This window comes from Streptomyces sp. NPDC002788 (assembly GCF_053592115.1).
Genome location: NZ_JBSFVB010000004.1, coordinates 1 through 22,734 on the forward strand (window position 1 = coordinate 1; position 22,734 = coordinate 22,734).

General features: G+C 72.0%; 23 protein-coding genes. 12 read left to right on the forward strand and 11 right to left on the reverse strand.

What is annotated here, in order from left to right; genetic code table 11:
* Positions 1-72: 72 nt before the first annotated feature.
* Entirely contained in the window at positions 73-519 is a 447-nt protein-coding gene (locus tag ACWD1U_RS09045) for a type II toxin-antitoxin system PemK/MazF family toxin (RefSeq protein WP_451105810.1), read from the forward strand.
* Here the strand turns inward: ACWD1U_RS09045 and ACWD1U_RS09050 are convergent.
* The gene (locus tag ACWD1U_RS09050) at positions 482-1,345 is read right to left on the reverse strand and encodes a TIGR02452 family protein (RefSeq protein WP_451106399.1); all 864 of its coding nucleotides are present in this window, start codon (positions 1,343-1,345) and stop codon (positions 482-484) included. The two genes, ACWD1U_RS09045 and ACWD1U_RS09050, sit on opposite strands and share 38 nt — an antisense overlap.
* A 291-nt stretch (positions 1,346-1,636) precedes the next feature.
* Here ACWD1U_RS09050 and egtA point away from each other — a divergent pair, with 291 nt between their 5' ends.
* From egtA to ACWD1U_RS09075, 5 genes are all read left to right on the forward strand, one after another.
* The gene (egtA, locus tag ACWD1U_RS09055; RefSeq protein ID WP_451105812.1) at positions 1,637-2,938 is read left to right on the forward strand and encodes an ergothioneine biosynthesis glutamate--cysteine ligase EgtA; all 1,302 of its coding nucleotides are present in this window, start codon (positions 1,637-1,639) and stop codon (positions 2,936-2,938) included.
* Entirely contained in the window at positions 2,935-4,296 is a 1,362-nt protein-coding gene (gene egtB / locus ACWD1U_RS09060; protein ID WP_451105813.1) for an ergothioneine biosynthesis protein EgtB, read from the forward strand. The genes egtA and egtB overlap by 4 nt, the downstream gene beginning before the upstream one ends.
* Positions 4,296-5,087: an ergothioneine biosynthesis protein EgtC gene (gene egtC / locus ACWD1U_RS09065; RefSeq protein WP_451105815.1), complete on the forward strand. Its 792-nt coding sequence runs from the start codon at positions 4,296-4,298 to the stop codon at positions 5,085-5,087. Before egtB ends, egtC begins: the two co-directional genes overlap by 1 nt.
* Entirely contained in the window at positions 5,084-6,046 is a 963-nt protein-coding gene (gene egtD / locus ACWD1U_RS09070; RefSeq protein WP_451105817.1) for an L-histidine N(alpha)-methyltransferase, read from the forward strand. The genes egtC and egtD overlap by 4 nt, the downstream gene beginning before the upstream one ends.
* Positions 6,047-6,160: 114 nt before the next feature.
* Positions 6,161-6,376: a dodecin gene (locus tag ACWD1U_RS09075; RefSeq protein ID WP_451105818.1), complete on the forward strand. Its 216-nt coding sequence runs from the start codon at positions 6,161-6,163 to the stop codon at positions 6,374-6,376.
* A gap of 442 nt (positions 6,377-6,818) precedes the next feature.
* On the opposite strand, the gene ACWD1U_RS09080 is transcribed toward ACWD1U_RS09075, so the two are convergent.
* The gene (locus ACWD1U_RS09080) at positions 6,819-7,313 is read right to left on the reverse strand and encodes a phosphatase domain-containing protein (protein ID WP_451105820.1); all 495 of its coding nucleotides are present in this window, start codon (positions 7,311-7,313) and stop codon (positions 6,819-6,821) included.
* Between the two features lie 457 nt (positions 7,314-7,770).
* Here ACWD1U_RS09080 and ACWD1U_RS09085 point away from each other — a divergent pair, with 457 nt between their 5' ends.
* From ACWD1U_RS09085 to rpmF, 3 genes are all read left to right on the forward strand, one after another.
* Positions 7,771-8,217 carry a DUF485 domain-containing protein gene (locus ACWD1U_RS09085; RefSeq protein WP_451105822.1) on the forward strand — a complete coding sequence of 149 codons (447 nt, stop codon included), beginning with the start codon at positions 7,771-7,773 and terminating at the stop codon, positions 8,215-8,217.
* Positions 8,211-9,806 (forward strand): sodium/solute symporter, encoded by a 1,596-nt coding sequence (locus tag ACWD1U_RS09090; RefSeq protein ID WP_451105823.1) that lies wholly within the window; start codon positions 8,211-8,213, stop codon positions 9,804-9,806. The genes ACWD1U_RS09085 and ACWD1U_RS09090 overlap by 7 nt, the downstream gene beginning before the upstream one ends.
* Before the next feature lie 100 nt (positions 9,807-9,906).
* On the forward strand, positions 9,907-10,077 hold the full coding sequence (gene rpmF / locus ACWD1U_RS09095; RefSeq protein WP_451105825.1) for a 50S ribosomal protein L32: 171 nt from the start codon (positions 9,907-9,909) through the stop codon (positions 10,075-10,077).
* Positions 10,078-10,109: 32 nt separating this feature from the next.
* On the opposite strand, the gene ACWD1U_RS09100 is transcribed toward rpmF, so the two are convergent.
* The gene (locus ACWD1U_RS09100; RefSeq protein ID WP_451106401.1) at positions 10,110-10,853 is read right to left on the reverse strand and encodes a nucleotidyltransferase domain-containing protein; all 744 of its coding nucleotides are present in this window, start codon (positions 10,851-10,853) and stop codon (positions 10,110-10,112) included.
* A 109-nt stretch (positions 10,854-10,962) separates the two neighbouring features.
* On the opposite strand from ACWD1U_RS09100, the gene ACWD1U_RS09105 reads away from it, so the two are divergent.
* Positions 10,963-11,949 carry an LLM class flavin-dependent oxidoreductase gene (locus ACWD1U_RS09105; protein ID WP_451105827.1) on the forward strand — a complete coding sequence of 329 codons (987 nt, stop codon included), beginning with the start codon at positions 10,963-10,965 and terminating at the stop codon, positions 11,947-11,949.
* A gap of 241 nt (positions 11,950-12,190) precedes the next feature.
* Here the strand turns inward: ACWD1U_RS09105 and ACWD1U_RS09110 are convergent, their stop codons facing one another.
* The 5 genes from ACWD1U_RS09110 to ACWD1U_RS09130 form a co-directional block, all read right to left on the reverse strand.
* Entirely contained in the window at positions 12,191-13,003 is an 813-nt protein-coding gene (locus ACWD1U_RS09110; protein ID WP_451106403.1) for a lysophospholipid acyltransferase family protein, read from the reverse strand.
* On the reverse strand, positions 13,003-13,770 hold the full coding sequence (locus ACWD1U_RS09115; protein ID WP_451105828.1) for a GNAT family N-acetyltransferase: 768 nt from the start codon (positions 13,768-13,770) through the stop codon (positions 13,003-13,005). Before ACWD1U_RS09115 ends, ACWD1U_RS09110 begins: the two co-directional genes overlap by 1 nt.
* A 183-nt stretch (positions 13,771-13,953) precedes the next feature.
* A complete protein-coding gene (locus tag ACWD1U_RS09120; protein ID WP_451105829.1) occupies positions 13,954-14,703 on the reverse strand; it encodes a succinate dehydrogenase/fumarate reductase iron-sulfur subunit in 750 nt (249 codons plus the stop codon).
* Complete coding sequence (locus ACWD1U_RS09125) at positions 14,700-16,649, reverse strand: fumarate reductase/succinate dehydrogenase flavoprotein subunit (protein WP_451105830.1); 1,950 nt, start codon at positions 16,647-16,649, stop codon at positions 14,700-14,702. Before ACWD1U_RS09125 ends, ACWD1U_RS09120 begins: the two co-directional genes overlap by 4 nt.
* Before the next feature lie 2 nt (positions 16,650-16,651).
* Entirely contained in the window at positions 16,652-17,356 is a 705-nt protein-coding gene (locus tag ACWD1U_RS09130) for a succinate dehydrogenase (protein WP_451105831.1), read from the reverse strand.
* An 84-nt stretch (positions 17,357-17,440) separates the two neighbouring features.
* Here ACWD1U_RS09130 and ACWD1U_RS09135 point away from each other — a divergent pair, with 84 nt between their 5' ends.
* Positions 17,441-18,325 (forward strand): LysR family transcriptional regulator, encoded by an 885-nt coding sequence (locus tag ACWD1U_RS09135; RefSeq protein ID WP_451105833.1) that lies wholly within the window; start codon positions 17,441-17,443, stop codon positions 18,323-18,325.
* A gap of 48 nt (positions 18,326-18,373) precedes the next feature.
* On the opposite strand, the gene ACWD1U_RS09140 is transcribed toward ACWD1U_RS09135, so the two are convergent.
* Entirely contained in the window at positions 18,374-18,979 is a 606-nt protein-coding gene (locus ACWD1U_RS09140) for a peroxiredoxin-like family protein (protein WP_451105835.1), read from the reverse strand.
* Between the two features lie 95 nt (positions 18,980-19,074).
* Between ACWD1U_RS09140 and ACWD1U_RS09145 the strand changes: the two genes are divergently transcribed.
* Positions 19,075-19,689 carry a TetR/AcrR family transcriptional regulator gene (locus tag ACWD1U_RS09145; RefSeq protein ID WP_451105837.1) on the forward strand — a complete coding sequence of 205 codons (615 nt, stop codon included), beginning with the start codon at positions 19,075-19,077 and terminating at the stop codon, positions 19,687-19,689.
* A 30-nt stretch (positions 19,690-19,719) separates the two neighbouring features.
* On the opposite strand, the gene ACWD1U_RS09150 is transcribed toward ACWD1U_RS09145, so the two are convergent.
* Positions 19,720-21,861: a putative bifunctional diguanylate cyclase/phosphodiesterase gene (locus ACWD1U_RS09150; RefSeq protein ID WP_451105839.1), complete on the reverse strand. Its 2,142-nt coding sequence runs from the start codon at positions 21,859-21,861 to the stop codon at positions 19,720-19,722.
* Complete coding sequence (locus ACWD1U_RS09155; RefSeq protein ID WP_451105841.1) at positions 21,858-22,670, reverse strand: SAM-dependent methyltransferase; 813 nt, start codon at positions 22,668-22,670, stop codon at positions 21,858-21,860. Before ACWD1U_RS09155 ends, ACWD1U_RS09150 begins: the two co-directional genes overlap by 4 nt.
* Positions 22,671-22,734: the final 64 nt, after the last annotated feature.

Consider the following 22,734-nt stretch of genomic DNA (forward strand, 5'->3'; position numbering starts at 1 on the left):
GTCCTGATCCTCGATGTGCGACGCGTCGGACCACTTCTCGACGGCACAGCGCAAGGCCCCTAAGGTTCCCCCGTGAGCACGTTTGCCGACGAGAACGTCCCCGGCCGCCACGGCCCCTCCGCCACCGTCCAGGCCGACCCGCGGGAGGTGGGCCGGGTGCGCACGGAGTACTCGCCCGCCCGCGACGGGGATCCCGACCCGGGCGAGATCGTCTGGACGTGGGTGCCCTACGAGGAGAACGACGGCCGCGGCAAGGACCGCCCGGTGCTCGTGGTCGCACGCGAACCGGCGGGGACGTTCCTCGCCGTGCAGTTGTCCAGCAAGCGGCACGACGGCGATCGGGAGTGGGTGCCGATCGGCAGCGGGCCGTGGGACCGGTCGGGCCGCGACTCCTGGGTCGACGTGGACCGGGTCCTGCGCCTGCACGAGGACGGGATGCGCCGGGAAGCCTGCGCCTTGGACCGCATGCGGTTCAACCTGGTCAGGCGCCGGCTGCAGGAGCGATACGGCTGGAGCTGAACGCCTTCCGGGTGCCGAGCACCTTCTCGAAGGCGCCCAGCACCGCACGGTCCCGCGTCCGGTCCAGGATCCCGAACACCACGTGCTCGAAGGCCTCCGCGAACCGGCCGCCGGGCCCCAGCAGCGCCCGGAACGCCTCCGCCACCCGCGCGGGGTCGTTGCGGAACACCCCGCAGCCCCAGGCGCCGAGGACGAGCCTGCGGTAGCCGTGGGCGACGGCCGTCTCCAGGACGCGTTCGCCCCGGACCGCGAGGGCCCGCGGCAGTTCGGGGGCCCGTTCGGGCGCCGTGCGGAGCACCACGCCCGCGTTGGGCGCGGGCGAGGTCAGGAAGCCTGCGGTGTACGGCTCGGCCAGCAGGCCGCCCCGGTCGTCGCGGAAGACGGGCACGGCCGGTGAGTGAATGACACGGTCCGTGTAGAACGGGTCGCGGTGGGCCCGGTGATGGTCGTAGAAGGCGCGGGCCTCGAGGAGGCAGGTGTAGAGCGCGGAGGCTCGGCACAGGGCCTCCTCCTGGGCCTGGGCGCCGTTCAGATAACCGCCGCCGGGATTACGGGCGGAGGCGAAGTTCAGCACGGCCACGTGCCCACCGAGCCGGCGGGCGGCCTCCAGGCTGCTCTCGCCCGTGACCTCGACCAGCGTCTCCCGCGCACCCGTCACCCGATCGGCGGGCACCGGCACCGGCTCCGGGCCGTACATGCGCGTCCCCGCGCGGGCCGCCCGCAACTCCGTGGCGATCGACACCTCACGGCCGTCCGCCGTCCGGTAGGCGCCCGCCGCGACGATCTGCTCGGTCTGTTGCGCGATACCGCGCAGGCGCGCGCTCACGACCCGACCCCCGTACGCGCCGTGACCGCGTCCCGCGCGGTCGTTCTTGTCGTGCTCACGCACGCATGGTGGGCGATCCCTGAACCGTGGCGCAACGGAGTTTCCGCGATCAGAGAAGGCCGGGCGAAGTCGCGGGAGATGCACGGCGAACCCGGACGACCGACCCGGAACGCCCCGATTGGCCCCCTTGTATCGAACAGCGCGAACGTCTTGGGTGGGACGAGTGATCCCGGTCCGGGCCGCCGAAGAGCCCGGACCGATGGCATGGTGGAATCTCAGGAGGATCCCGACATGTCCGAATCGATAGGTGGCTGTACCCGGCCACGCACCTCACTGTCCGAAGCAGAGGTCGAAGCACTGGTCCGCGGCATCTGCTTCAAGACCGGCCCGCCACGCCGCCTCGGGGTCGAGGTGGAATGGCTCGTCCACGAGCTGCGCGCCCCGCAGCTCCCCGTCACACCCGAACGACTCGAAGCGGCCTACGCCGCACTGCGGACCCTGCCTCTGAGGTCGGCGCTCACCGTGGAGCCCGGCGGCCAGCTGGAGCTGAGCTCGCCACCCGCCGCCTCGCTGACGGAGTGCATCGGTACCGTCTCCGCCGACCTCGACGCCGTCCGCGCGGTCCTGCGCCAGGACGGCCTCGCGCTCGTCGGCCTCGGCCACGACCCCTGGCACGAACCCCGCCGGTTCCTGCGTGAACCGCGCTACGACGCCATGGAGGCCTGCCTCGACCGCACGGGCCCGGCCGGCCGCGCCATGATGTGCACCTCCGCCTCCCTGCAGGTGTGCTTGGACGCCGGCCACGAGGAGCCCGGGCCCCTCGGCCACGTGCGGCGCTGGTGGCTGGCCCATCATCTGGGTCCTGTCCTGGTGGCCGCGTTCGCCAACTCCCCGCTCGCCGGTGGCCGGCCGACCGGCTGGCTGTCCACCCGGCAGCTGCAGTGGACGCGGATCGGCCCCGGCCGGGCGGGCGGACCGCCGCTGGACGCCGACCCGCGCGGCGCGTGGGCCCGGCACGTGCTGGACTCCCCCGTGATGTGCGTACGGCGGGACGGCGCGCCCTGGGACGTCCCGGAGGGGCTCACGTTCCGCGAGTGGATCCGCACGGGCGCGCCCAGGCCGCCCACCCGGGAGGACCTCGACTACCACGTCACGACGCTGTTCCCGCCGGTCAGGCCGCGCGGCCATCTCGAACTGCGCATGATCGACGCGCAGCCCGGCGACGACGGCTGGATCGTGCCGCTGGCCGTGACGGCGGCGCTGTTCGACGACCCGGAGGCCGCCGAGACCGCCTACCGGGCCGTGAAGCCGCTGGCCGAGCGCACGCTGGGGCTGCCCGCGCCGCACAATCCGCTGTGGCTCGACGCTGCCCGCTCGGGCCTCGCCGACGGGGAACTGCGCGAGGTGGCCGTCACGTGCTTCACGACCGCGCTGGACGCCCTGCCGCGGCTGGGCGCCGGCCCCGAGGTCGTCGAGGCCGTCACGGCCCATCTGGACCACCATGTCGCCCTGGGCCGCTGCCCCGCCGACGACTTGCTCGACCGACGGCGCGGCACGGACGGTCGCGCCCACGGGAAGGACTTCCGCCCATGACCGACACCCGTCCCGCCGTCACCACGGACACCGAGGCCGTGGGTCCGCAGACCGCTGACCCGGAGGTGCTGCGCGAGCGGGCGGTCGCCTCGCTCGTCGTCGCCCGCGACCGCACCACCCTGCTGACGAGCTGTGTCGAGGAACCCGACCTGACCGCACAGCACTCGCCGCTGATGTCACCGCTGGTGTGGGACCTCGCGCACATCGGCAACCAGGAGGAGCAGTGGCTGTTGCGGGCCGTCGCCGGGCAGGAGGCGATACGGCCCGAGATCGACACCCTTTACGACGCCTTCGAGCACCCGCGCGCCGAGCGGCCGAAACTGCCCCTGCTGTCGCCCGCCGAGGCCCGCGCCTACGCGGCCGACGTACGCGGCCGGGCGCTGGACGTGCTGGAGAAGGCCGCGTTCCACGGGACGCGGCTGACGGAGGCCGGGTTCGCCTTCGGCATGATCGCCCAGCACGAACAGCAGCACGACGAGACCATGCTGATCACCCATCAGCTGCGCAGGGGCCCGCAGGCGCTGACCGCGCCCGACCCGGAGCCGACGCCGCTGTTCACCGGCCCGTCCGAAGTCCTGGTCCCGGGCGGCCCGTTCACAATGGGCACGTCCACCGAGCCGTGGGCCCTGGACAACGAACGCCCCGCACACCGGCGCGAGGTGCCACCGTTCTACATCGACACCACACCGGTGACGAACGGCGCGTACCAGGCGTTCATGGAGGACGGCGGCTACGACGACCCGCGCTGGTGGGCCGCGGACGGCTGGGCCCACATCCGCCGGAACTCCATCACACACCCGCTGTACTGGCGGCAGGACGGCAGGCAGTGGCTGCGCCGGCGCTTCGGCGTCACCGAGGTGGTCCCGCCCGACGAGCCGGTGCTGCACGTCTGCTGGTACGAGGCCGACGCCTACGCCCGCTGGGCCGGGCGCCGGCTGCCCACGGAGGCCGAGTGGGAGAAGGCGGCCCGGTACGACCCGGCCGGGGACCGCTCGATGCGCTACCCGTGGGGCGACGCCGACCCGGGGCCCGAGCACGCCAACCTCGGCCAGCGGCACCTGCGCCCGGCGCCCGCCGGCAGCCACCCGGCCGGCGAGTCGCCGCTCGGGGTACGGCAGTTGATCGGCGACGTGTGGGAGTGGACGGCGAGCGACTTCCTGCCCTACCCGGGGTTCCGGGCGTTCCCGTACAAGGAGTACTCGGAGGTCTTCTTCGGCCCCGAGCACAAGGTGCTGCGTGGCGGTTCGTTCGCCGTGGACGCGGTGGCCTGCCGGGGCACGTTCCGCAACTGGGACTACCCGATCCGGCGGCAGATCTTCTCCGGCTTCCGCACGGCCCGCTCGCTCAAGGAGGCCTGATGTGCCGTCATGTGGCGTACGTGGGCCCGCCGGAGCGGCTCGGCCGACTTCTCGTGGAGCCCCCGCACGGGTTGTACCGGCAGTCGTGGGCGCCCCGGCACCAGCGGTACGGGACGGTCAACGCCGACGGTTTCGGCGTGGGCTGGTACGCCGAGGGCGACCCGGTGCCGGCCCGCTACCGCCGGGCCGGGCCGATCTGGGCGGACCTGTCGTTCGCTGACCTCGCCCGGGTCGTACGGTCCGGCGCGCTGCTGGCCGCGGTACGGGACGCGACCCTGGCGGGCGCGGACGCGGAGGCCGCCGCCGCCCCGTTCGCTGCGGGGACCTGGCTGTTCAGCCACAACGGGGCGGTCAGGGGCTGGCCCGGCTCGCTGGCCGCGGTGTCCCGGACGCTGCCGCGAGAGGATCTGCTGTCGCTGGAGGCCCGCAACGACTCGGCGCTCGTGTGGGCGCTGGTCCTGGCGCGGCTGCGCGGCGGTGACGAGGAGGGCCAGGCCCTGGCCGACACGGTCCTGGAGGTCGCCGCGGCGGCACCGGGCTCCCGGCTCAACCTCCTGCTCACCAACGGCGAGACCATCACCGCGACCGCCTGGGGCGACGCCCTGTGGTACCTCACCCTTCCCGGCGGCGGCACGGTCGTGGCCTCCGAGCCCTACGACGACGACCCGCACTGGCAGGAGGTCCCTGACCGCACGCTGCTCGCGGCGAGCCGCAGGGACGTGCTGCTCACGCCGCTGAAAGAACCGACCGCCGCCTGCGTGACCGCACCACCGAAGGAGCCCCGTACGTGAGCCCGTTCCACCTCACCCGTACCCTGCCCGAGGACACCACGGGCGCCGCGCTGCGCGCCGACGTCCACCGGGGTCTGACCGGCCGCCCGAAGACGCTGCCACCGAAGTGGTTCTACGACGCGCAAGGCAGCGAGTTGTTCGAGAAGATCACCGAACTGCCCGAGTACTACCCCACGCGCGCCGAACGGGAGATCCTGGTCGACCGCTCCGGCGACATCGCCGCCGCGACCCGGGCCCGCACCCTGGTCGAGCTGGGCTCCGGCTCCTCCGAGAAGACCCGGCACCTGCTCGACGCCCTGACGAACCTGCACACCTATGTCCCCGTCGACGTCAGCGAGAGCGCCCTCACCCAGGCCGGGCAGGCGCTCGCCGCCGAGCGGCCGGGGCTGGACGTGCACGCCCTGATCGCCGACTTCACCGCGGAACTGACGCTGCCGGACACGCCGGGGCCCCGGTTGGTGGCGTTCCTCGGCGGCACGATCGGCAACCTGCTGCCGGCAGAGCGCGCCGCGTTCCTCTCCTCCGTGCGGGCCCTGCTCGCCCCGGGCGACGCCCTGCTGCTGGGCACGGACCTGGTCAAGGACGAGGACGTGCTGGTCCGGGCGTACGACGACGCGGCCGGGGTGACGGCCGCGTTCAACAAGAACGTCATGACCGTGATCAACCGGGAGCTCGGTGCCGACTTCGAGCCGGGTGCGTTCGACCACGTGGCCCTGTGGGACACCGAGCACGAGTGGATCGAGATGCGGCTGCGGTCCCGCACGGCGCAGACGGTGAAGGTACCGGTGCTCGGCCTCGCCGTCGACTTCTCGGCGGGCGAGGAGCTGCGCACCGAGGTGTCGGCGAAGTTCCGGCAGGAGGGCGTGCGTGCCGAACTGTCCGCAGCGGGGCTGGACCTGACGCACTGGTGGACGGACGGTGCCAAGCGGTTCGCGCTGTCGCTGAGCATGGCCCGCTGACGCCGGCGTGCCCCACGGCGGCGGAGGCTGCGGACGACGTCTCGCGCTTCGCCGCCGCGTGGGGCACGGTGGAGTGACGTGTGACACACCCGTCACTGGAAGAGGAGCAGCGGCATGTCGAACCACACCTACCGGGTCACGGAGATCGTCGGCACCTCCCCCGACGGCGTCGACCAGGCCATCCGCAACGGCATCGGACGAGCCTCGCAGACCCTGCGCAACCTGGACTGGTTCGAGGTGACGCAGGTGCGCGGGCAGCTCGAGGAGGGGCAGATCGCGCACTGGCAGGTGGGGCTCAAGGTGGGCTTCCGCCTGGACGAGGCCGAGTAGGCGGGCGGTCTCAGTCCGGCAGCGGCTTCGAGGTGGCACGGCCCGGCTGCCTGCCCTGGAGGCGGGTAGTCGCAGCCGATGCCGGTCACTTACCGGTCGCCGTCCTCGGTGTCGGCCACGGCCACGCCGGTGCAGGCCCGCCCGTGCTCGTCCGTCCGGGTGACGATCTCGCTCCGGTCGGGGTCAGGGGTCCCTGCACTGTGCCCGCCCGGGTCGCGCGGCCTGGCCCCGCGCCTCGCCGCGTTGCCGAAGCGCCCAGGCAGCTCCGAGCTCCGCTACCCGGGCACTCCGGCGCTGCGATGCACGGCACCGGACCACGCGACCTGATCGGACGCTCATGGTGCACGGACCTCTCAGCGCAGCCCGTGAGCAGCAGCGCGGCGCCGAGCAGCGCCGCACCCGCGAGCGCGCCCGGTCTCAGGCGCTCCTCCGACTCACGCTTTCAGGTGCGCCCTTCCCGCTCCTGCGCCGCCTTCATCTCGGTGGACCGGGTCGCCCAGTCGGCCCGTACGACGGTGAAGCCCGCGCGCCGGGCGTCGTCGCAGACCAGTTCGTCGTCGTCCACGAGGACGCGGACCTCACGCGTACGGGCGAGCCGCCGCAGGATCTCCAGCTTGGTGAACCGGGCGGGCCTGCGGTCGGCGTCCCGCCGCATGTACACGCGCCCCTCGGGCAGCCCCTGGGCGGCGAGCCAGTCGAGCGTGTCGCGGCGGCAGCGCTCGGGCCGGCCGGTGAGATAGACGATCTCGCACGCCCGCGCGCTCTCCCTCACCAGCGCGATGCCCTCCGGCAGCGGCGGGTCCTGCGGCGCCGCGGCGAAGAACCCGTCCCAGTCCCGCGGCCTGCGCTCCAGGAACCGCTGCCGGTGCGCGGTACCGGCGAGCGTGTTGTCCAGGTCGAACACGGCCAGCGGGGCCTTGCCGCGGTCATCACTCACGCTGCCCAGCCTAGGCCTCGGGGCCCCGCGCGCCCCCGGCATTTCCTCCGGTCCGTGCCGCGCCTTTGAGACAGCCTGGCCCGGGAAAGGGTCCGTACCGTTGACCGACGACCCCATTTCCGCAGGCCGATGCAGTGCGGGCGCCCCGTCGGCGGGACGCGAACGAGCCATGACCGCATCGCAATTCACCGTGACAGTTGATGACTCAAGCACGGCCCTGCCATACTCCGCATTCAGCCTCGCCACCACCCGTGGACGGGGCTGTCCGGGGATCCCCACACAGAACCCCGAGACCATCCGCGTGAATCCGAGCAGCGCGTTTTCCGGTTTCACGACACCCCACGGAGCCCGCACCCCCACCGCGTGTCCGGCACCTCTCCCCTGCCCGAAAGCCGGACGCGACCACTGACTCGACGGGGTCGTGTGCGGGGCACGAAGCAGCGAAGAAGGTGCGCCTGTGCCCGAATTCCCACCGCGACGGGATGACACTCCCACATTCCCGCTTCCGCACATCGAACATACTCCGCCGTCTCGCATATCCGGCCATCCCGAATTTCACTCTCTGCGGCGCGCACAGCGCCGGTTCGGCGCCCGGGCGACGGTCCTGTCCGTCGGCGGATTCCTGCTGTATGTGGTGCTGTCGAGTTTTGTGCCCGCGGTGATGAACCAGCCGCTGTTCGGCCACCTCACCATCGGACTCACCCTCGGCCTCGGGCAGTTCGTCGTCATGGGCGTGACCGCATGGTGCTATGTCCGGCACATGCGCTGCCGGGTCGATCCGCTCGCCCGCGGTCTGAGATCCCGGCTGCACGACAGCGAGCGCCGTCGCGCCCGTGCGGCCGCGCCGGCCCAAGGGGCCGGACAGCCCCTGCGGCACGGCACGAGGGGGTTCCGTACGTGGTGACCGCCGCCGCCATCGACGACGACAGCCTGCAGTTGACGTTCGTACTGTTCCTGACCGTGGTCGTCATCACCCTGTTCACGGCACTGCTGACGGCCCCTCAGCGCGACGAGATCAGCGAGTTCTACCTCGGCAACCGCACCATGTCGCCGCTGCGCAACGGCCTCGCCATGTGCGGCGACTACCTGTCCGCCGCCACCCTGCTGGGCAGCACCGGGCTGGTCGCCCTGACCGGGTACGACGGGCTGATGTACCTCGGCGGCACGACCGTAGCCTGGATGATGGTGCTGCTGCTGATCGCCGAACCCCTGCACCGCACGGGCAGGTTCACGCTCGGCGACACGGTGGCGCTGCGCCTGCCGCGGCAGCAGCGGCCGGTGCGGGTCGCGCTGGCGGTCTGCGTCCTGGCCATCGCCACCCTCTACCTGGTGGCGCAACTCGTGGGCAGTGTCGTTCTGTTGACCCAGTTCACGGGAGTGCCGAGCGCCACGACGCGCACGCTGTGCGTGGTCGTGATCGGCACCTTCGTGATTCTGTACGCCTCCCTCGGCGGCATGCCCGGAGCGACGGTCATCCAGATCATCAAGGCCGTGATGCTGGTGGTGGGTGTGCTGTTCACCGCGGGCTGGGTGCTGTACCACTTCGACTGGAACCCCAACGCCCTGCTGGAGAGGGCGTCCGAGCGCAGCGGCTCGGGCCCGAGCTTCCTCGAGCCCGGGCTGCGTTACGGCGGCTCCGTGAGCAACAAACTGGACTTCCTCAGTCTCGAACTGGCCATCGTCCTCGGCCTCGCCGCCCTGCCGCACGTGCTGATGCGGCTGCTCGTCCCGCGCAGCGGCGCTGTCCTGCGCTCCTCGGTGCTGTGGGCCGTCGGCCTGGTCGGCGCGGTCTGCTTGGGCGCCGGCATCCTCGGTCTCGGCGCCACCGCGCTGCTCGGCCGGGACACCCTCGTCAGCACCGACCGCACGGGCAACGCCTCCGTCCTGCTGCTCGCCCACGAACTCGGCGGCAGCGTCCTCACCGCGCTGCTGACCTGTCTGGCGTACCTGACACTGCTCGCCGTGGCGGTCGGTCTCACCCTGGCCGCGGCGTCGTCCCTCGCCCACGACCTGTACAGCGAGGTGATCCGCAAGGGCCGGGCGAGCGAGACGGAGGAGCTGACCGTCGCCCGGCTGTCCGGGGCGGTCATCGGCGTCCTCGGCATGCTGCTCGCCCTCGTCGCCTGGGGGGCGAACACCGCCACGCTCGCCTTCCTCGCCTTCGCCATCGCGGCCTCCGCGATCCTGCCGACGATCATCTACACCCTGTTCTGGCGGCGCTTCTCGGCGAAGGGCGCCCTGCTCAGCCTCTACGGCGGCCTGCTCTGCTCGGTCCTGCTCGCCGCGTTCTCCCCCGTCGTCTCCTCCGCCCCGGCCTCGTTCTACCCCGAGGCCGACTTCGCCTGGTTCCCCCTGCAGAACCCCGGCATCGTCTCCATCCCCGTGGGCTTCCTGCTGGGCTGGCTCGGCACGGTGCTGGACAAGGGTCCGGCCGAAGAGGCCGGCACACTCGAGGAGTTCGAGGTGCGGATGCTCGTGGGCGCCGACGACTGACCAGCGCCGGGACACCAGCGGCAGGCTCCGGGGAGCACATTGCTCATGGGATCCATTTTCATATAGCCTCCTCGGTGCCTGCCCACCGAGGAGGAGTCCCATGGCTGTCCCGAAGCGGAAGATGTCCCGCAGCAACACCCGCCACCGCCGCGCCCAGTGGAAGGCGGCCACCCCGACGCTGGTCCCGGTCACGATCGACGGCGTCCGTCACCTCGTCCCACAGCACCTGGTCAAGGCCTACGAGCGCGGGCTGCTGCGCCCCCAGGACTGAGCAGCGCGCCACGGCCACCCGGCCGGACCCGCTCACGCGGCAGCGGGTGAACCGGCCTCCGTGTAGAAGTGCGCGCGGACCCGGCGCAGCCAGGCCTCGACCGGCGCCTCGTCGGGCTCGTCCGGCAGCGCCGCGGGGCCCGCGTCGAAGGCGTCCTCGTAGTGCCTGAGCAGGGGCAGCGCGACCGCCGGGTCGGCGGCGACGCGCTCCCCGAAGGCGTGGTACTCCTCCGGGTTCTCGAGGCGGATCGTCAGCCGCCCGGTGGTGTACAGCTCCAGGCCCTGCCGGCACAGCCGCTTGAGATGCCGGGCGTGCTTCGCGGTGCGCTTGCGGGTGTCGGCGGAGAACGAACCGTCGCCGCGCTCCTCCAGCCGCCGGAACTGCTGGGTGGCGTAGCCGAGATAGGCGTCCCTGACCCGCCGGGCGGACAGGAAGCACGTACGGATGCCGATGAGCTCCTCGCCGAGCGGGGTCCGCACCTCGTACAGTCCGTCCGGGAGCCACACCAGCTCCATCGCGGTCGGATTGCCGCCCAGGGCCAGCCGGCACCACTTGGCGGCCTCGTGCAACGTGCGGTCCGGCGCCGTACTCACGTGGGACTCCTTGGGCCGGCGCAGGCCGTGCAGTTTCGCGGTGGGCGCCGCGAACAGACCTAGGCGGTCGATGTCGGAGCCCTCGTGGGCGAGGCCGTACGCCGTCGATCCGACGATGCCGGAGAGCAGGACGTTGGGGACGGTCATGGTCGGCCGCCTTTCGCTTCTGGACACCGGGGACATTGTCCTGACGTGCGCGGACGCGGTCACCCGGTTTTCGCTGCGCCCGCCGGCCACGGTGTCCTGGCCGCCCGGCGGAATACCGACGGCCCCGGTCGGCGTAGACACCCGTATGGAACCTGTGCGCCTGTCCGTCCTCGACCGCTCCCGCACCCGCGAGGGGCACACCCACCCCGAGGCGCTGCGCGACACCGTGCGGCTCGCACAGGAGCTGGAGCGGCTCGGATATCACCGGCTCTGGGTGTCGGAGCACCACGGCGTGCCCGGGGTCGCCGGGTCCGCGCCGACCGTGCTGGCCGCCGCCGTCGCGGGCGCCACCCAAAGGATCCGGGTCGGCACCGGCGGGGTGATGCTGCCCAACCACCGGCCGCTGGTCGTGGCCGAGCAGTTCGGGGTGCTGGAATCGCTGTTTCCCGGGCGGATCGACATGGGTCTGGGCCGCTCCGTCGGCTTCACGGACGGGGTGCGCAAGGCTTTGGGCCGGGACAAGGGCGACGCCGAGGACTTCGAGGCGCAGGTGCGGGAGCTGCTCGGCTGGTTCGGCGGCACCTCCCCCACCGGAGTCCGCGCCCGGCCGGCCGAGGGCTTGACCGTGCCACCGTTCGTGCTGGCCATGGGCGAGGGCGCGGGGATCGCGGCCCGCCTGGGCCTGCCCATGGTGATCGGCGACCTCAGGAACCGGGAGAAGATGCGGCACGGTATCGAGCACTACCGCGCGCAATTCCGCCCCTCCGCCTGGGCGGACGAGCCCTACGTCGTCATCTCGGGCACGGTCGCGGTGGCCGCCACGGCCGAGGAGGCCCGACGGCTGCTGATCCCCGAGGCCTGGTCGATGGCCTACTCGCGCACCCACGGCACCTTCCCGCCCCTGCCGCCCGCCGAGCGCGTCGAGGCGCTCACGATGAGCGCCAAGGAGCGCGGCTTCTACGAATCCGGCCTGACCGGTCACATCGCCGGCACCGAGGAGGAGGTCGCGCACGAGCTGGAGACGGTGCTGAAGGAGACCGGCGCGCAGGAGGTCCTGGTCACCACCAGCACCCACGACCGCGCGGCGCTGCTGGACTCCTACCGGAGGCTGGCCGCGATCACCTCCGGTTAGGGTCGTTCACCCTGCACGACCCCCGGCGCGCCCACGACCCGTACGTCCGTGTCCGGGGAGCCCGCGAGCACAACCTCCGAGGCGTGGACGTCGACATCCCCCGCGACGTGCTGGCCGTGTTCGCCGGCGTCTCCATAAGGGGTCCTTGCACTGTGCCCGCCCGGGTCGCGCGGCCTGGCACCGTGCATCGCAAGGCGCCGGACCACGCGACCCGATCGGACGCTCATCGTGCAAGGACCCCTTACGCCACGAGCACCGTGTGCGTCCACGCCGGCGCGGCCGTCTCCTGCGGCTGGGCGGCGTCGGCGAGGGAGCGGCGGTCGGGGCGGCTGCCCGGCGGGATCGCGTTCCGCACCTCGACCTCCGCGATCACGCCACGGGCCGTCGCCACCCGCCACAGCGAGGCGAGCAGCGTGTCGTCGCCGACGAACGCCGGGGCGGTGGTGGCCGCTCCGCCGTCGAGCCGGTAGCTGATCCGCACCGGCTGTACGGGCACGCCGGCGTCGAGGGCGGCCTGGAAGACGGCCCGGCGGAAGGGGCCCTGGGCCCGGCCGCACCAGGTGCTGCCCTCGGGGAAGGCCGCGACCGCGGCGCCCTCGCGCAGGGCGTCGGCGATCCGGTCGACGGTGTCCGGGAGGGCCCGCAGCCGGTCCCGGTCGATGAACAGGGCGCCGCGCGCGGCCAGCGGCCCGGCGACGGGCCACCGCCGCACCTCGGTCTTGGCCAGCATGCGCGCGGGACGTACGGCGGCGAGCAGCGGGATGTCCAGCCAGGAGATGTGGTTGGCGACCAGCAGCAGTCCGCCGGCGGGGGCGGCTTCGCCGTTGATCCGGACCCGGACCCCGGCGGCCCGCACGATCCACCGGCACCAGCGCCGGACCATCGACGCCGGTATCCGTGCGCCGAGCGGCGACAGCGCGATCCCCGCGAGGAGCAGCAGGCCGACGCCGGTGAGCCGCACGACGGCACGCGGCACAGCTCGCGCCTTCGCCGTCGCCGGCGTCTCCACACAGGCCTGCGGCGTGCAGGGCGCGGTGGGCAGCCAGGCGCTCATCACGCCGGCACGAGGGAGAGGAAGTGCCGCAGGTAGCGGGGGTTGACCCGGCTCATCGGCAGCAGCACGTACAGGTCGGCGACGCCGAAGTCCGGGTCGTGGGCCGGTTCCCCGCACACCCAGGCGCCGAGGCGCAGGTAGCCGCGCAGCAGGGCGGGCAGTTCGACGCGGGCGGCGGGCGCGGGCCCCGGGACCCACGGCAGCAGCGGCCGCACCCGGAACTCCTCCGGCGAAAGGTGCCTGGCGCTCACCCGGTCCCAGGTCGCGCGGGCGAGGGCGCCGCCGTCGGCGAGCGGGACGGAGCAGCAGCCGGCGAGCCACTCGTGGCCGTGGTCGGCCATGTAGCGGGCGATGCCGGCCCAGATGAGGCTGATGACCGCGCCGTCGCGATGGTCGGGGTGCACGCAGGAGCGGCCGACCTCGACGAGCTGCGGCCGGATCGCGTCCAGCGCGGAGAGGTCGAACTCGCCCTCGGAGTACAGCCGCCCGGCGACCGCCGCCCGCTCCGGCGGCAGCAGCCGGTAGGTGCCGACGACCTGGCCGGTGATCTCCTCCCGGACGAGCAGGTGGTCGCAGTACGCGTCGAACGAGTCGACGTCGAGGCCCGGCTGCGGGCCGGCCAGCAGGGCGCCCAACTCCCCGGCGAAGACGTCGTGCCGCAGCCGCTGCGCGGCACGCACGTCCTCGTCGTCCCGGGCGAGGGAGACGGTGTAGCGGGTGGGTGCCGTGGGCTGCGCGGGGCGGTCGACGGTCAGTACGCCGGTCATGGCTTCTCCTGGTCGCGGGCCGGAGGCGGCGAGCGGTGCCGCCGCTCACTGTTGTGCCCATGCCGACTGACGACCGCGTGACCTGTGCCAGGAGAGCGGATGCCAGGAGGTTGAATGCCAGGAGTGCAACGCCTCGTCGAAGGCGCGGGAACTGCGCGACCAGCCCCACGCCCCCGCCCGGCACTACCGCTTGCCCGCCCTCCGAGCAGCCCGCAACCACTCCTTGTTCATGCTGGTGATGGACATCAGCGGAATCCCCTTGGGACAGGCGGTGGCGCACTCCCCGGCGAGGGTGCACCCTCCGAACCCTTCCTCGTCCATCTGCTCCACCATGTCCAGCACACGGGTCTCCCGCTCGGGCGCCCCCTGCGGCAGCACGTTCAAATGGTTGATCTTGGCGGACGTGAACAGCATCGCCGCCCCGTTGGGGCAAGCCGCCACACATGCCCCGCACCCGATGCACTCGGCGTGCTCGAAGGCGAAGTCGGCATCCGGCTTCGGCACCGGCGTCGCATGCGCCTCGGGAGCCGCACCCGTCGGAGCGGTGATGTACCCACCGGCCTGGATGATCCGGTCGAACGCGGACCGGTCCACGACCAGATCCTTGATCACGGGGAACGCGGACGCCCGCCACGGCTCCACATCGATCGTGTCGCCGTCCTCGAACGACCGCATGTGCAGCTGACACGTGGTCGTTCGCTCAGGACCGTGCGCATCGCCGTTGATGACCAGCGAACACGCCCCGCAGATCCCCTCGCGGCAGTCGTGGTCGAACGCCACCGGATCCTCACCCCGCAGGATGAGCTCCTCGTTGAGCGTGTCGAGCATCTCCAGGAAGGACATGTCGGGCGAGATCCCGTCCACCTCGTACGTGGACATCGTGCCGTCGGCGTCGGCGTTCTTCTGCCGCCAGACGCGCAGGGTGAGCCTCATGCGTAGCTCCGCTGGGTGGGGTGGACGTACTCGAAGACCAGGTCTTCCCTGTGCAGGACCGGAGCCTCGCCGGTGCCGGTGAACTCCCAGGCGGCCGCGTACGCGAACTCCTCGTCCCTGCGGGCGGCCTCGCCGTCCGGCGTCTGGGACTCCTCACGGAAGTGGCCGCCGCAGGACTCCTCGCGGTGCAGCGCGTCGAGGCACATCAGCTCGGCCAGCTCCAGGTAGTCGACGATGCGGTTGGCCTTCTCCAGCGACTGGTTGAACTCCTCGCCGGTGCCGGGCACCTTGATGCGCCGCCAGAACTCCTCACGGATCTGCGGGATGCGTTCCAGCGCCTTGCGCAGCCCCGAGTCGGTGCGGGCCATGCCGCAGAACTCCCACATGAGTTCACCGACCTCGCGGTGGAAGGAGTCGGGGGTGCGGTCACCGTCGACCGACAGCAGCAGGTTGAGCCGGTCCTGCGTCTCGGCCAGCACCTCCTGGACGACGGGGTGGTCGTCGCTCACCTCGTCGTGGTGCGGGGTGCGGGCCAGGTAGTCGTTGATGGTCGCGGGGAGCACGAAGTAACCGTCAGCAAGCCCCTGCATCAGGGCCGAGGCACCGAGCCGGTTGGCCCCGTGGTCGGAGAAGTTGGCCTCGCCGATCGCGAACAGCCCGGGGATCGTGGTCTGGAGGTCGTAGTCGACCCACAGGCCGCCCATCGTGTAGTGCACGGCGGGGTAGATCCGCATGGGCACCCGGTACGGGTCCTCGTCGGTGATCCGCTGGTACATGTCGAAGAGATTGCCGTACTTGGCCTCCACGGCCTCGCGGCCCATCCGCCGGATGGCGTCGGCGAAGTCGAGGTACACGCCCTGCCCGCCGGGGCCGACGCCCCGCCCCTCGTCGCAGACGTTCTTCGCGGCGCGGGAGGCGATGTCACGCGGCACGAGGTTGCCGAAGGAGGGGTAGACGCGCTCCAGGTAGTGGTCGCGCTCGTCCTCGGGGATCTCGTTCGGAGGGCGCTGGTCTCCCTTGGCCTTCGGCACCCAGATGCGGCCGTCGTTGCGCAGCGACTCGCTCATCAGCGTCAGTTTGGACTGGTGGTCGCCGGTGCGCGGGATGCAGGTGGGATGGATCTGGGTGAAGCAGGGGTTGGCGAAGTACGCGCCGCGCCGGTGGGCCCGCCAGACGGCGGTGGCGTTGGAGTTCATTGCGTTGGTCGACAGGTAGAAGACGTTGCCGTAGCCGCCGGAGGCGAGCACGACGGCGTCCGCGAAGTACGTGTCGATCCTGCCGGTGACGAGATCCCTGGCCACGATCCCGCGCGCCCGCCCGTCAACGACGATCAGGTCGAGCATCTCGGTCCGCGGACGCATCTCGACGTTCCCGGCGGCGATCTGCCGGCTGAGGGCCTGGTAGGCGCCGAGGAGGAGCTGCTGCCCCGTCTGGCCGCGGGCGTAGAAGGTCCGCGACACCTGCACCCCGCCGAACGACCGGGTGTCGAGCAGCCCGCCGTACTCCCGGGCGAACGGCACGCCCTGGGCCACGCACTGGTCGATGATCTCGACGGAGATCTGTGCCAGCCGGTGCACGTTGGACTCGCGGGCCCGGAAGTCGCCGCCCTTGACGGTGTCGTAGAACAGCCGGTGGACGGAGTCGCCGTCGTTGCGGTAGTTCTTCGCGGCGTTGATGCCGCCCTGCGCGGCGATGGAGTGGGCGCGTCGTGGGGAATCCTGGTAGCAGAACTGGACGACGTGGTAGCCCTGTTCGGCGAGGGTCGCCCCGGCGGAACCGCCGGCGAGTCCGGTGCCGACGACGATGACGGTGTGCTTGCGCCGGTTGGCGGGGTTGACCAGCTTCGCCTCGAAGCGGCGCTTGTCCCATCGCTCGTTGATCGGTCCGGACGGGGCCTTGGTGTCGACGACCGGCTCTCCGGTCGCGTAGTCGGCGTAGGAAGTCATCTTCAGCTCACCACTCCGGTCATGACGCCCACGGGGACGGCGATGAAACCGGCCGTGAGCAGCAGCGCGAGGACATTGGCGACGGTCTTCAGGGCGCGGTCGCGGCTGCGGCTGCCGACGCCGAGGGTCTGGGCGGCGCTCCACAAGCCGTGCCGGACGTGCAGGCCGAGCGCCAGCATCGCGACGATGTAGATGACGTTGCCGTACCAGGTGGAGAAGGTGTCCACGACGTTCTGGTACGGATGGCCGGGCCGGAAGCCGGGGTGCACGGTGCCGGTCGTCAGGTCGAGGATGTGCCAGACGATGAACAGCCCGAGGATGATCCCGCCCCACCGCATGGTGCGGGTCGCGTAACCGGCACGCGGCTTCTTGTGCACGTACTTGCTCGGCCGTGCCCTGATGTCGCGGCGGCTGAGCTGGTACGCGGACACGGCGTGGGCGGCGACGGCGACCACGAGCACGACGCGGATCAGCCAGAGCGTCCACTCGTAGTGCATGAACGGCTCGCCGACGGTGCGCAGCCAGTGGGCGTAGTGGTCGAACTCGCCGGCCCCGAAGAAGATCTTCAAATTCCCGATCATGTGGGCGATCAGGTACAGCAGCATGATCAGACCGCTGACCGCCATCACGGTCTTCTTGCCGACGGTGGAGTCCCACACGGTGCGTGCGAAGGACGGCCGCCGGTCCGTCCGCGTTGCCAGTGCCATGGAACAGCACGCTAGGCGCGGAGGCCGGGATCGGTCCAAGACATGGTCCGGCTGGATTCGATAGGGTCAGCCTATTCTGCGTCCATGCAGTTCCATCAGCTCCAGTACTTCGTGGCCGTCGCCGAGACCCGGCACTTCACCCGGGCCGCCGACCTCGTCCATGTCGCGCAGCCGTCGCTGTCGCAGCAGATCAAGGCGCTGGAGCGGGAGCTGGGCGCGGACCTGTTCCTGCGCGCCCGGGGCAACATCACGCTGACGGACGCGGGCGAGGCGCTCCTCCCACTGGCCCGCCGCATCCTGGCCGACACGGACACCGCACGGCACGAGGTGCAGGAACTGGTGCAGCTACGACGCGGCCGGGTCAGGCTCGGAGCCACGCCCAGCCTCTGCACGGGCCTGCTCCCGGACGTCCTGCGCGCCTTCCACGACCGCTATCCCGGCATCCGGCTGCTGATCGAGGAGAGCGGCTCGCACGACCTGGTGCGTGAGCTGGCCCGCGGCGCCCTGGACCTGGCACTGGTGGTCCTGCCCCTGCCGACGCCCTCCCCCGCTCTGACCACGGTGGAGCTGCTGCGCGAGGACCTCGTCGTGGTCTCCTCCCCGGACGCCCCGAGACCCGGCCGGGGCAGGAGAGCGGTACGCGTCGCCGACCTGGAGGGAGAACGCCTGGTGATGTTCCGCCACGGATACGACCTGCGCGAACTGACGGTCGCCGCGTGCCGCGCCGAGGGCTTCGAGCCGGACTTCGCGGTGGAGGGCGGGGAGATGGACGCGGTACTGGGATTCGTCCGGGCCGGACTGGGTGTGGCCGTCGTACCGCGCATGGTGGCGGCGAAATCCGGGCGCGGGCTGCGGGTGACTCCGCTGGCCCGGCCCGGACTGCACCGGACCATCGCCCTGGCCCACCGCAGCGACGTGGCTCCGCCTCGGGCGGCGCGGGAGTTGCAGCGGATGCTGCTGGAGCGGTGAGGTGCCCGTGGCGGGCCGTCGCCCGCGGGAGCCGGCGTACGGCTGCGGCTACCGCGCCGAGGGGTCGTCCGCGGTCGGCCGGTCGCAGGACGCCAGGCGCAGGAGCTCGTCGACCGGCCACTGGTCGGAGACGTGCTCGCCGTACTTGGCGGCGAGGATCCGGCCGCCGGGGCCGATGAGGAAGTCGGCGGGCAGGCCGAGCCGGCCGCCGGGCTGGCTGGTCGCGGGGAGCCGCTCGCGGCCGCGGAGGACCTCCCACCCGCCCCGCAGCACCGCCCGGACGACCGGCCCCCAGGCACGCGGGCTGAGCAGCGCCCGGGGGGCCGACTCGACGCCGAACTCGACGTACAGCCGCTTGTCGGGGTCGGCGACGACCGCGAAGGGCAGGTCGGCGGTGTGCCGGCGCAGCTCCTCGGCGGGCGAGTGGAAGACCACGACCTCGCGGATGCCGGCGGTCTCGATCTCCGCGTGCCTGCGGACCACCGACCGCAGGTGCAGATGGCACACCGGGCACCCGGCGAACCGCCGGAACTGGAGGTGGACGAGGCGCTCGGGATCGGGGACGGCGACGAGGTCGCCGGAGACGGCGACGAGGTGGCGTTCGGTGACGGTGGAGCCGGGCCGTATGGGCCGCGCGGGCCTGCGCATGAGCATGGGCGCTCCTTCGTAGGTGTACGGCGTACTCCTACGAAGGGTAGGCGTATACCGTACGCCTAACAAGAGGCGTATGGCGTACGCTGAACGTCGTCATGCCACGCCCCCGCTCACTCAGCCACGCCCAGCTGGCCTCGGCCGCCCTCGCCGTGATCGACCGCGACGGGCTCAACGGGCTGTCCATGCGCTCGGTCGCGAAGGAACTCGGTATGAGCACGATGGCGCTCTACCGGTACGTGGACGACCGGGAGGAGCTGGAACGACTCGTCGTCGATCTCGTGCTCGGCACCGTGGACACCGAGCCGCCCGGCCCCGAGGCGCCCTGGCAGGAGCGCATCGAGGTGCTGGTGCGGCGGCTGCGCGACGCCGTGGTCGCCCACCCGCGGATGCTGCCCCTGACCGTCGCCCACCGGCACCGGTCCCTTGCCGGGCTGCGCTGGTCGGAGTCCGTGCTCGGCGTGCTCGCGGAGGCGGGGTTCGACGACGACCGGCGGGTGGTCGCACTGCGTGGCCTGCTCGGGTACGTCATCGGCGCCATCCAGCTGGAACACCTCGGGCCTCTGTCCGGCGAGGGCACGCTCGCCATCACCGAGCTGCCGCCCGACGCCTTTCCGCACATGACCGAGACTGCCCGCCACGCCCGGACGGTCAGTGCCGACCGAGTGTTCCTGGGCGGTCTCGCGCTGCTGCTGCGCGGGCTGGGTACCTGACCCGGCGCCGCGCAGCGGTCAGCGAGGGGGTCAGCCCGTGGCGTCCACCAGCGCCAGTTCATGCAGACGGTCCGGCGGGCCCGGTCTGGCGTAGTACCAGCCCTGAGCCGTGTCACACCCGAGTATCCGCAACTGCTCGGCCTGCGCTCCGGTCTCCACGCCCTCGACCGTCACCGCGAGATCCAGGCTGTGCGCCAGAGACACGATCCCCTCGACGATCTTGAGGTCGACGGGATCCGCCGGGAACTGCTGCATGCTCTGCGTGAAGGACCGGTCCAGCTTCAGGATGCTGACCGGCAGCCGCCGCAGGTTGGCCAGGTTGGAGTACCCCGTCCCGAAGTCGTCCAGGGCGATGTCGACGCCCATCTCCGCCAGCCGCCGCAGCGGTTTCAGCAGATCGTCGTCCGCCCCGATCAGCGCCGACTCCGTGACCTCCAGGCACAACGCGTCCGGTGCGACCCCCGTCCGCTCCAGGATGTCGACCGTGTCCTGAACCAGCCCGGGATGCGTCAGCTGGCACGGCGACAGGTTCACGTTGATCCGCAGCGGACCCGCCTCCACACCCCCGTACAGCTCCCGCCACTCGCGCGCCTGCCGTACGGACTGCTCCAGCACCCAGCGCCCCAACGGCACGATGAGCCCGGTGTGCTCGGCGAGCGGAATGAACCGGTCCGGCCCGAGTATCCCGTGCTGCGGGTGCAGCCAGCGCACCAGCGCCTCCGCCCCCCGCACACTGCCGTCACCGAGATGCACCAGCGGCTGGTACTCGATGAAGAACTCGCCCCGCTCCAGCGCCGTCGGCAGCGCCGTGGTCAGTCCGTGCCGGGTGATGGCCCGGGCATCGGCCTCCGCGTCGGCCAGTTCGAAGCGGTTGCCGCCCAGCGACTTGGCCCGGTACATGGTGATGTCCGCGCTGCGCAGCACCTCCGCGGGGCTGCGCTCCCCGGCCGGGCCCTCGACGATGCCGATGCTGCCGCGCACGGTCAGCTCCCTGCCGTCGACGCTGATCGGCGCGAGCAGCGCGTTCATGATGCGCGCTGCGAGCTCGTCGACCTGGTGCTGGGTGTCGGGGCCGGTGGTCAGTGCCACGAACTCGTCGCCGCCCAGCCGCGCGACCATCTCGCCGGGCGCGGTGGCGCAGGACTGCAACCGGTCGGCGACCTCCACGAGCAGTCGGTCGCCGGCCGCGTGCCCGAGGCTGTCGTTGATGGTCTTGAAGCCGTCGAGGTCGAGGTAGCAGAGCCCGAACCGCTGGCCTTCCCCGGCGCTCAGTGCCTTCTCCAGGCGCTCGAAGAAGAAGGTGCGGTTCGGCAGCCCGGTCAGCGCGTCGTGGGTCGCCTCGTAGCGCAGCCGCAGGTTGAGCAGCCGCCGCTCGGTCGTGTCCTCCATGAGGGCGAGCTGGTACTGCGGGTTGCCGTCTGCGTCGCGCAGCAGGGAGACCGTCAGGTTGGTCCACAGGACGGTTCCGTCGGGGCGGTAGAACGCCTTCTCCAGGTGGTAGTGCTCCCGCTCGCCGCGGACGAGTTCGTCGTAGAGCCGCCAGGTCTGCGGGGCGTCGTCGGGGTGGGTCCACTCCATGACGTTGCGGCTGCGCAGCGTCTGCTCTGAGACCCCGAACATGCGCGTCAGCGCGCCGTTGACCTGCAGGATGTTGCCCTCGAGGTCGGCCATGCCGATGCCTATGGCCGCGCCCTCGAAGACGGCGCGGAAACGCGCCTCGCTCGCGTGCAGGGCCTGCGCCACCACGCCCTGCGCCTGCAGGGCGGCCTGGGCGATGGACTCCTGCTCGGCCAGGGTCCGCTCGTGCAGCGCCCGCGCGAAGCCGGCGGCCATCGCGTGCTGCAGTCGCGCGCAGCGGGCCCGCAGGCCCTCCTGGTCTCCGTCGCCGCCGCAGTACAGGACGAGGTAGGCGTCCACGCAGTCCAGGCTGCGGCTGAGCGCCTCGGGGTCGGTGCAGTGCGCGGACACGAGGGCGGCACCGACGGCCTTCCCCGCCTCGGAGTCGAAGGCCCGGGCCACCAGGGCCTGGCTCAACGTTCGGGCCAGCGGCAGCAGTTGCGCCTCCAACTCGGGCCGGGTCGCCGACGTCGAGGTCACCGGGAAGACCGCCCGGCTCCAGATCGTCGCGAACCGGCGGAGTCTGTCCTCCGGCCCGTCCGGTTCCGCGGTCACGCCGTACGCCCCACGCCCGCGAACCCGGAGAACGCGTACGGATCCTCGTCCTCCGGTGCGGTGTCGGGCCGCCAGCGCGGCATCGCCACCAGTCCGGGTTCCACCATGTCGTACCCCTCGAAGAACCGCGCGATCTCCTCGCGCGAGCGCATGATCAGCGGGTTGCGGATGTCCTCGTACACGGCCACCGCGCCCCCGGCCCGCTCCGGCGGCAGGGGGATCCCCTCGTAGGAGGCGTGGGTGAGCACGAGCAGGCTGCCGGGCGCGAGCGCCTCGCCCAGCTCGCGCACCGCCCCGTACGGGTCGTCCTCGTCCTGCACGAAGTGCAGTATGGCAACGAGGAGCAGCGCCACTGGCTGATTCACGTCGATCAGCCGCTCCACCTCGGGACTGCGCAGGATCTCCTGGGGTTTGAGCAGATCCGCGGCGACGACGGCCGCGTCGTCGTTGCCCTCCAGGACCGCCTCGCTGTGCGCCACGGCCACCGGGTCGTGGTCGACGTACACCACGCGCGCGCCGGGGCGGGCGGCCTGGGCCACCTCGTGCACGTTGCCGAAGGTGGGGATGCCGGAGCCGACGTCCAGGAACTGGCCGATGCCCTGGTCGGCCGCGTAGCGCACGGCGCGGCGCATGAACGCGCGATTGGCCTGCATGATCTTGGGGAGTCCCGGCATGAACTCCATGGCCCTGCGGGCCGCTTCCCGGTCGACCTCGAAGTTGTGCGATCCGCCCAGGTAGTAGTCGTACATCCGGGAGACGCTGGGCACCGAGATGTCGATGCTCCGCGGGGCCCAGGCGGGACGCTCCATCTATCTCTCCAAGGCGTAGGCGATCCGGTGTTCGAGCAGAGGCTACTGATCGCCCGCCAACGGA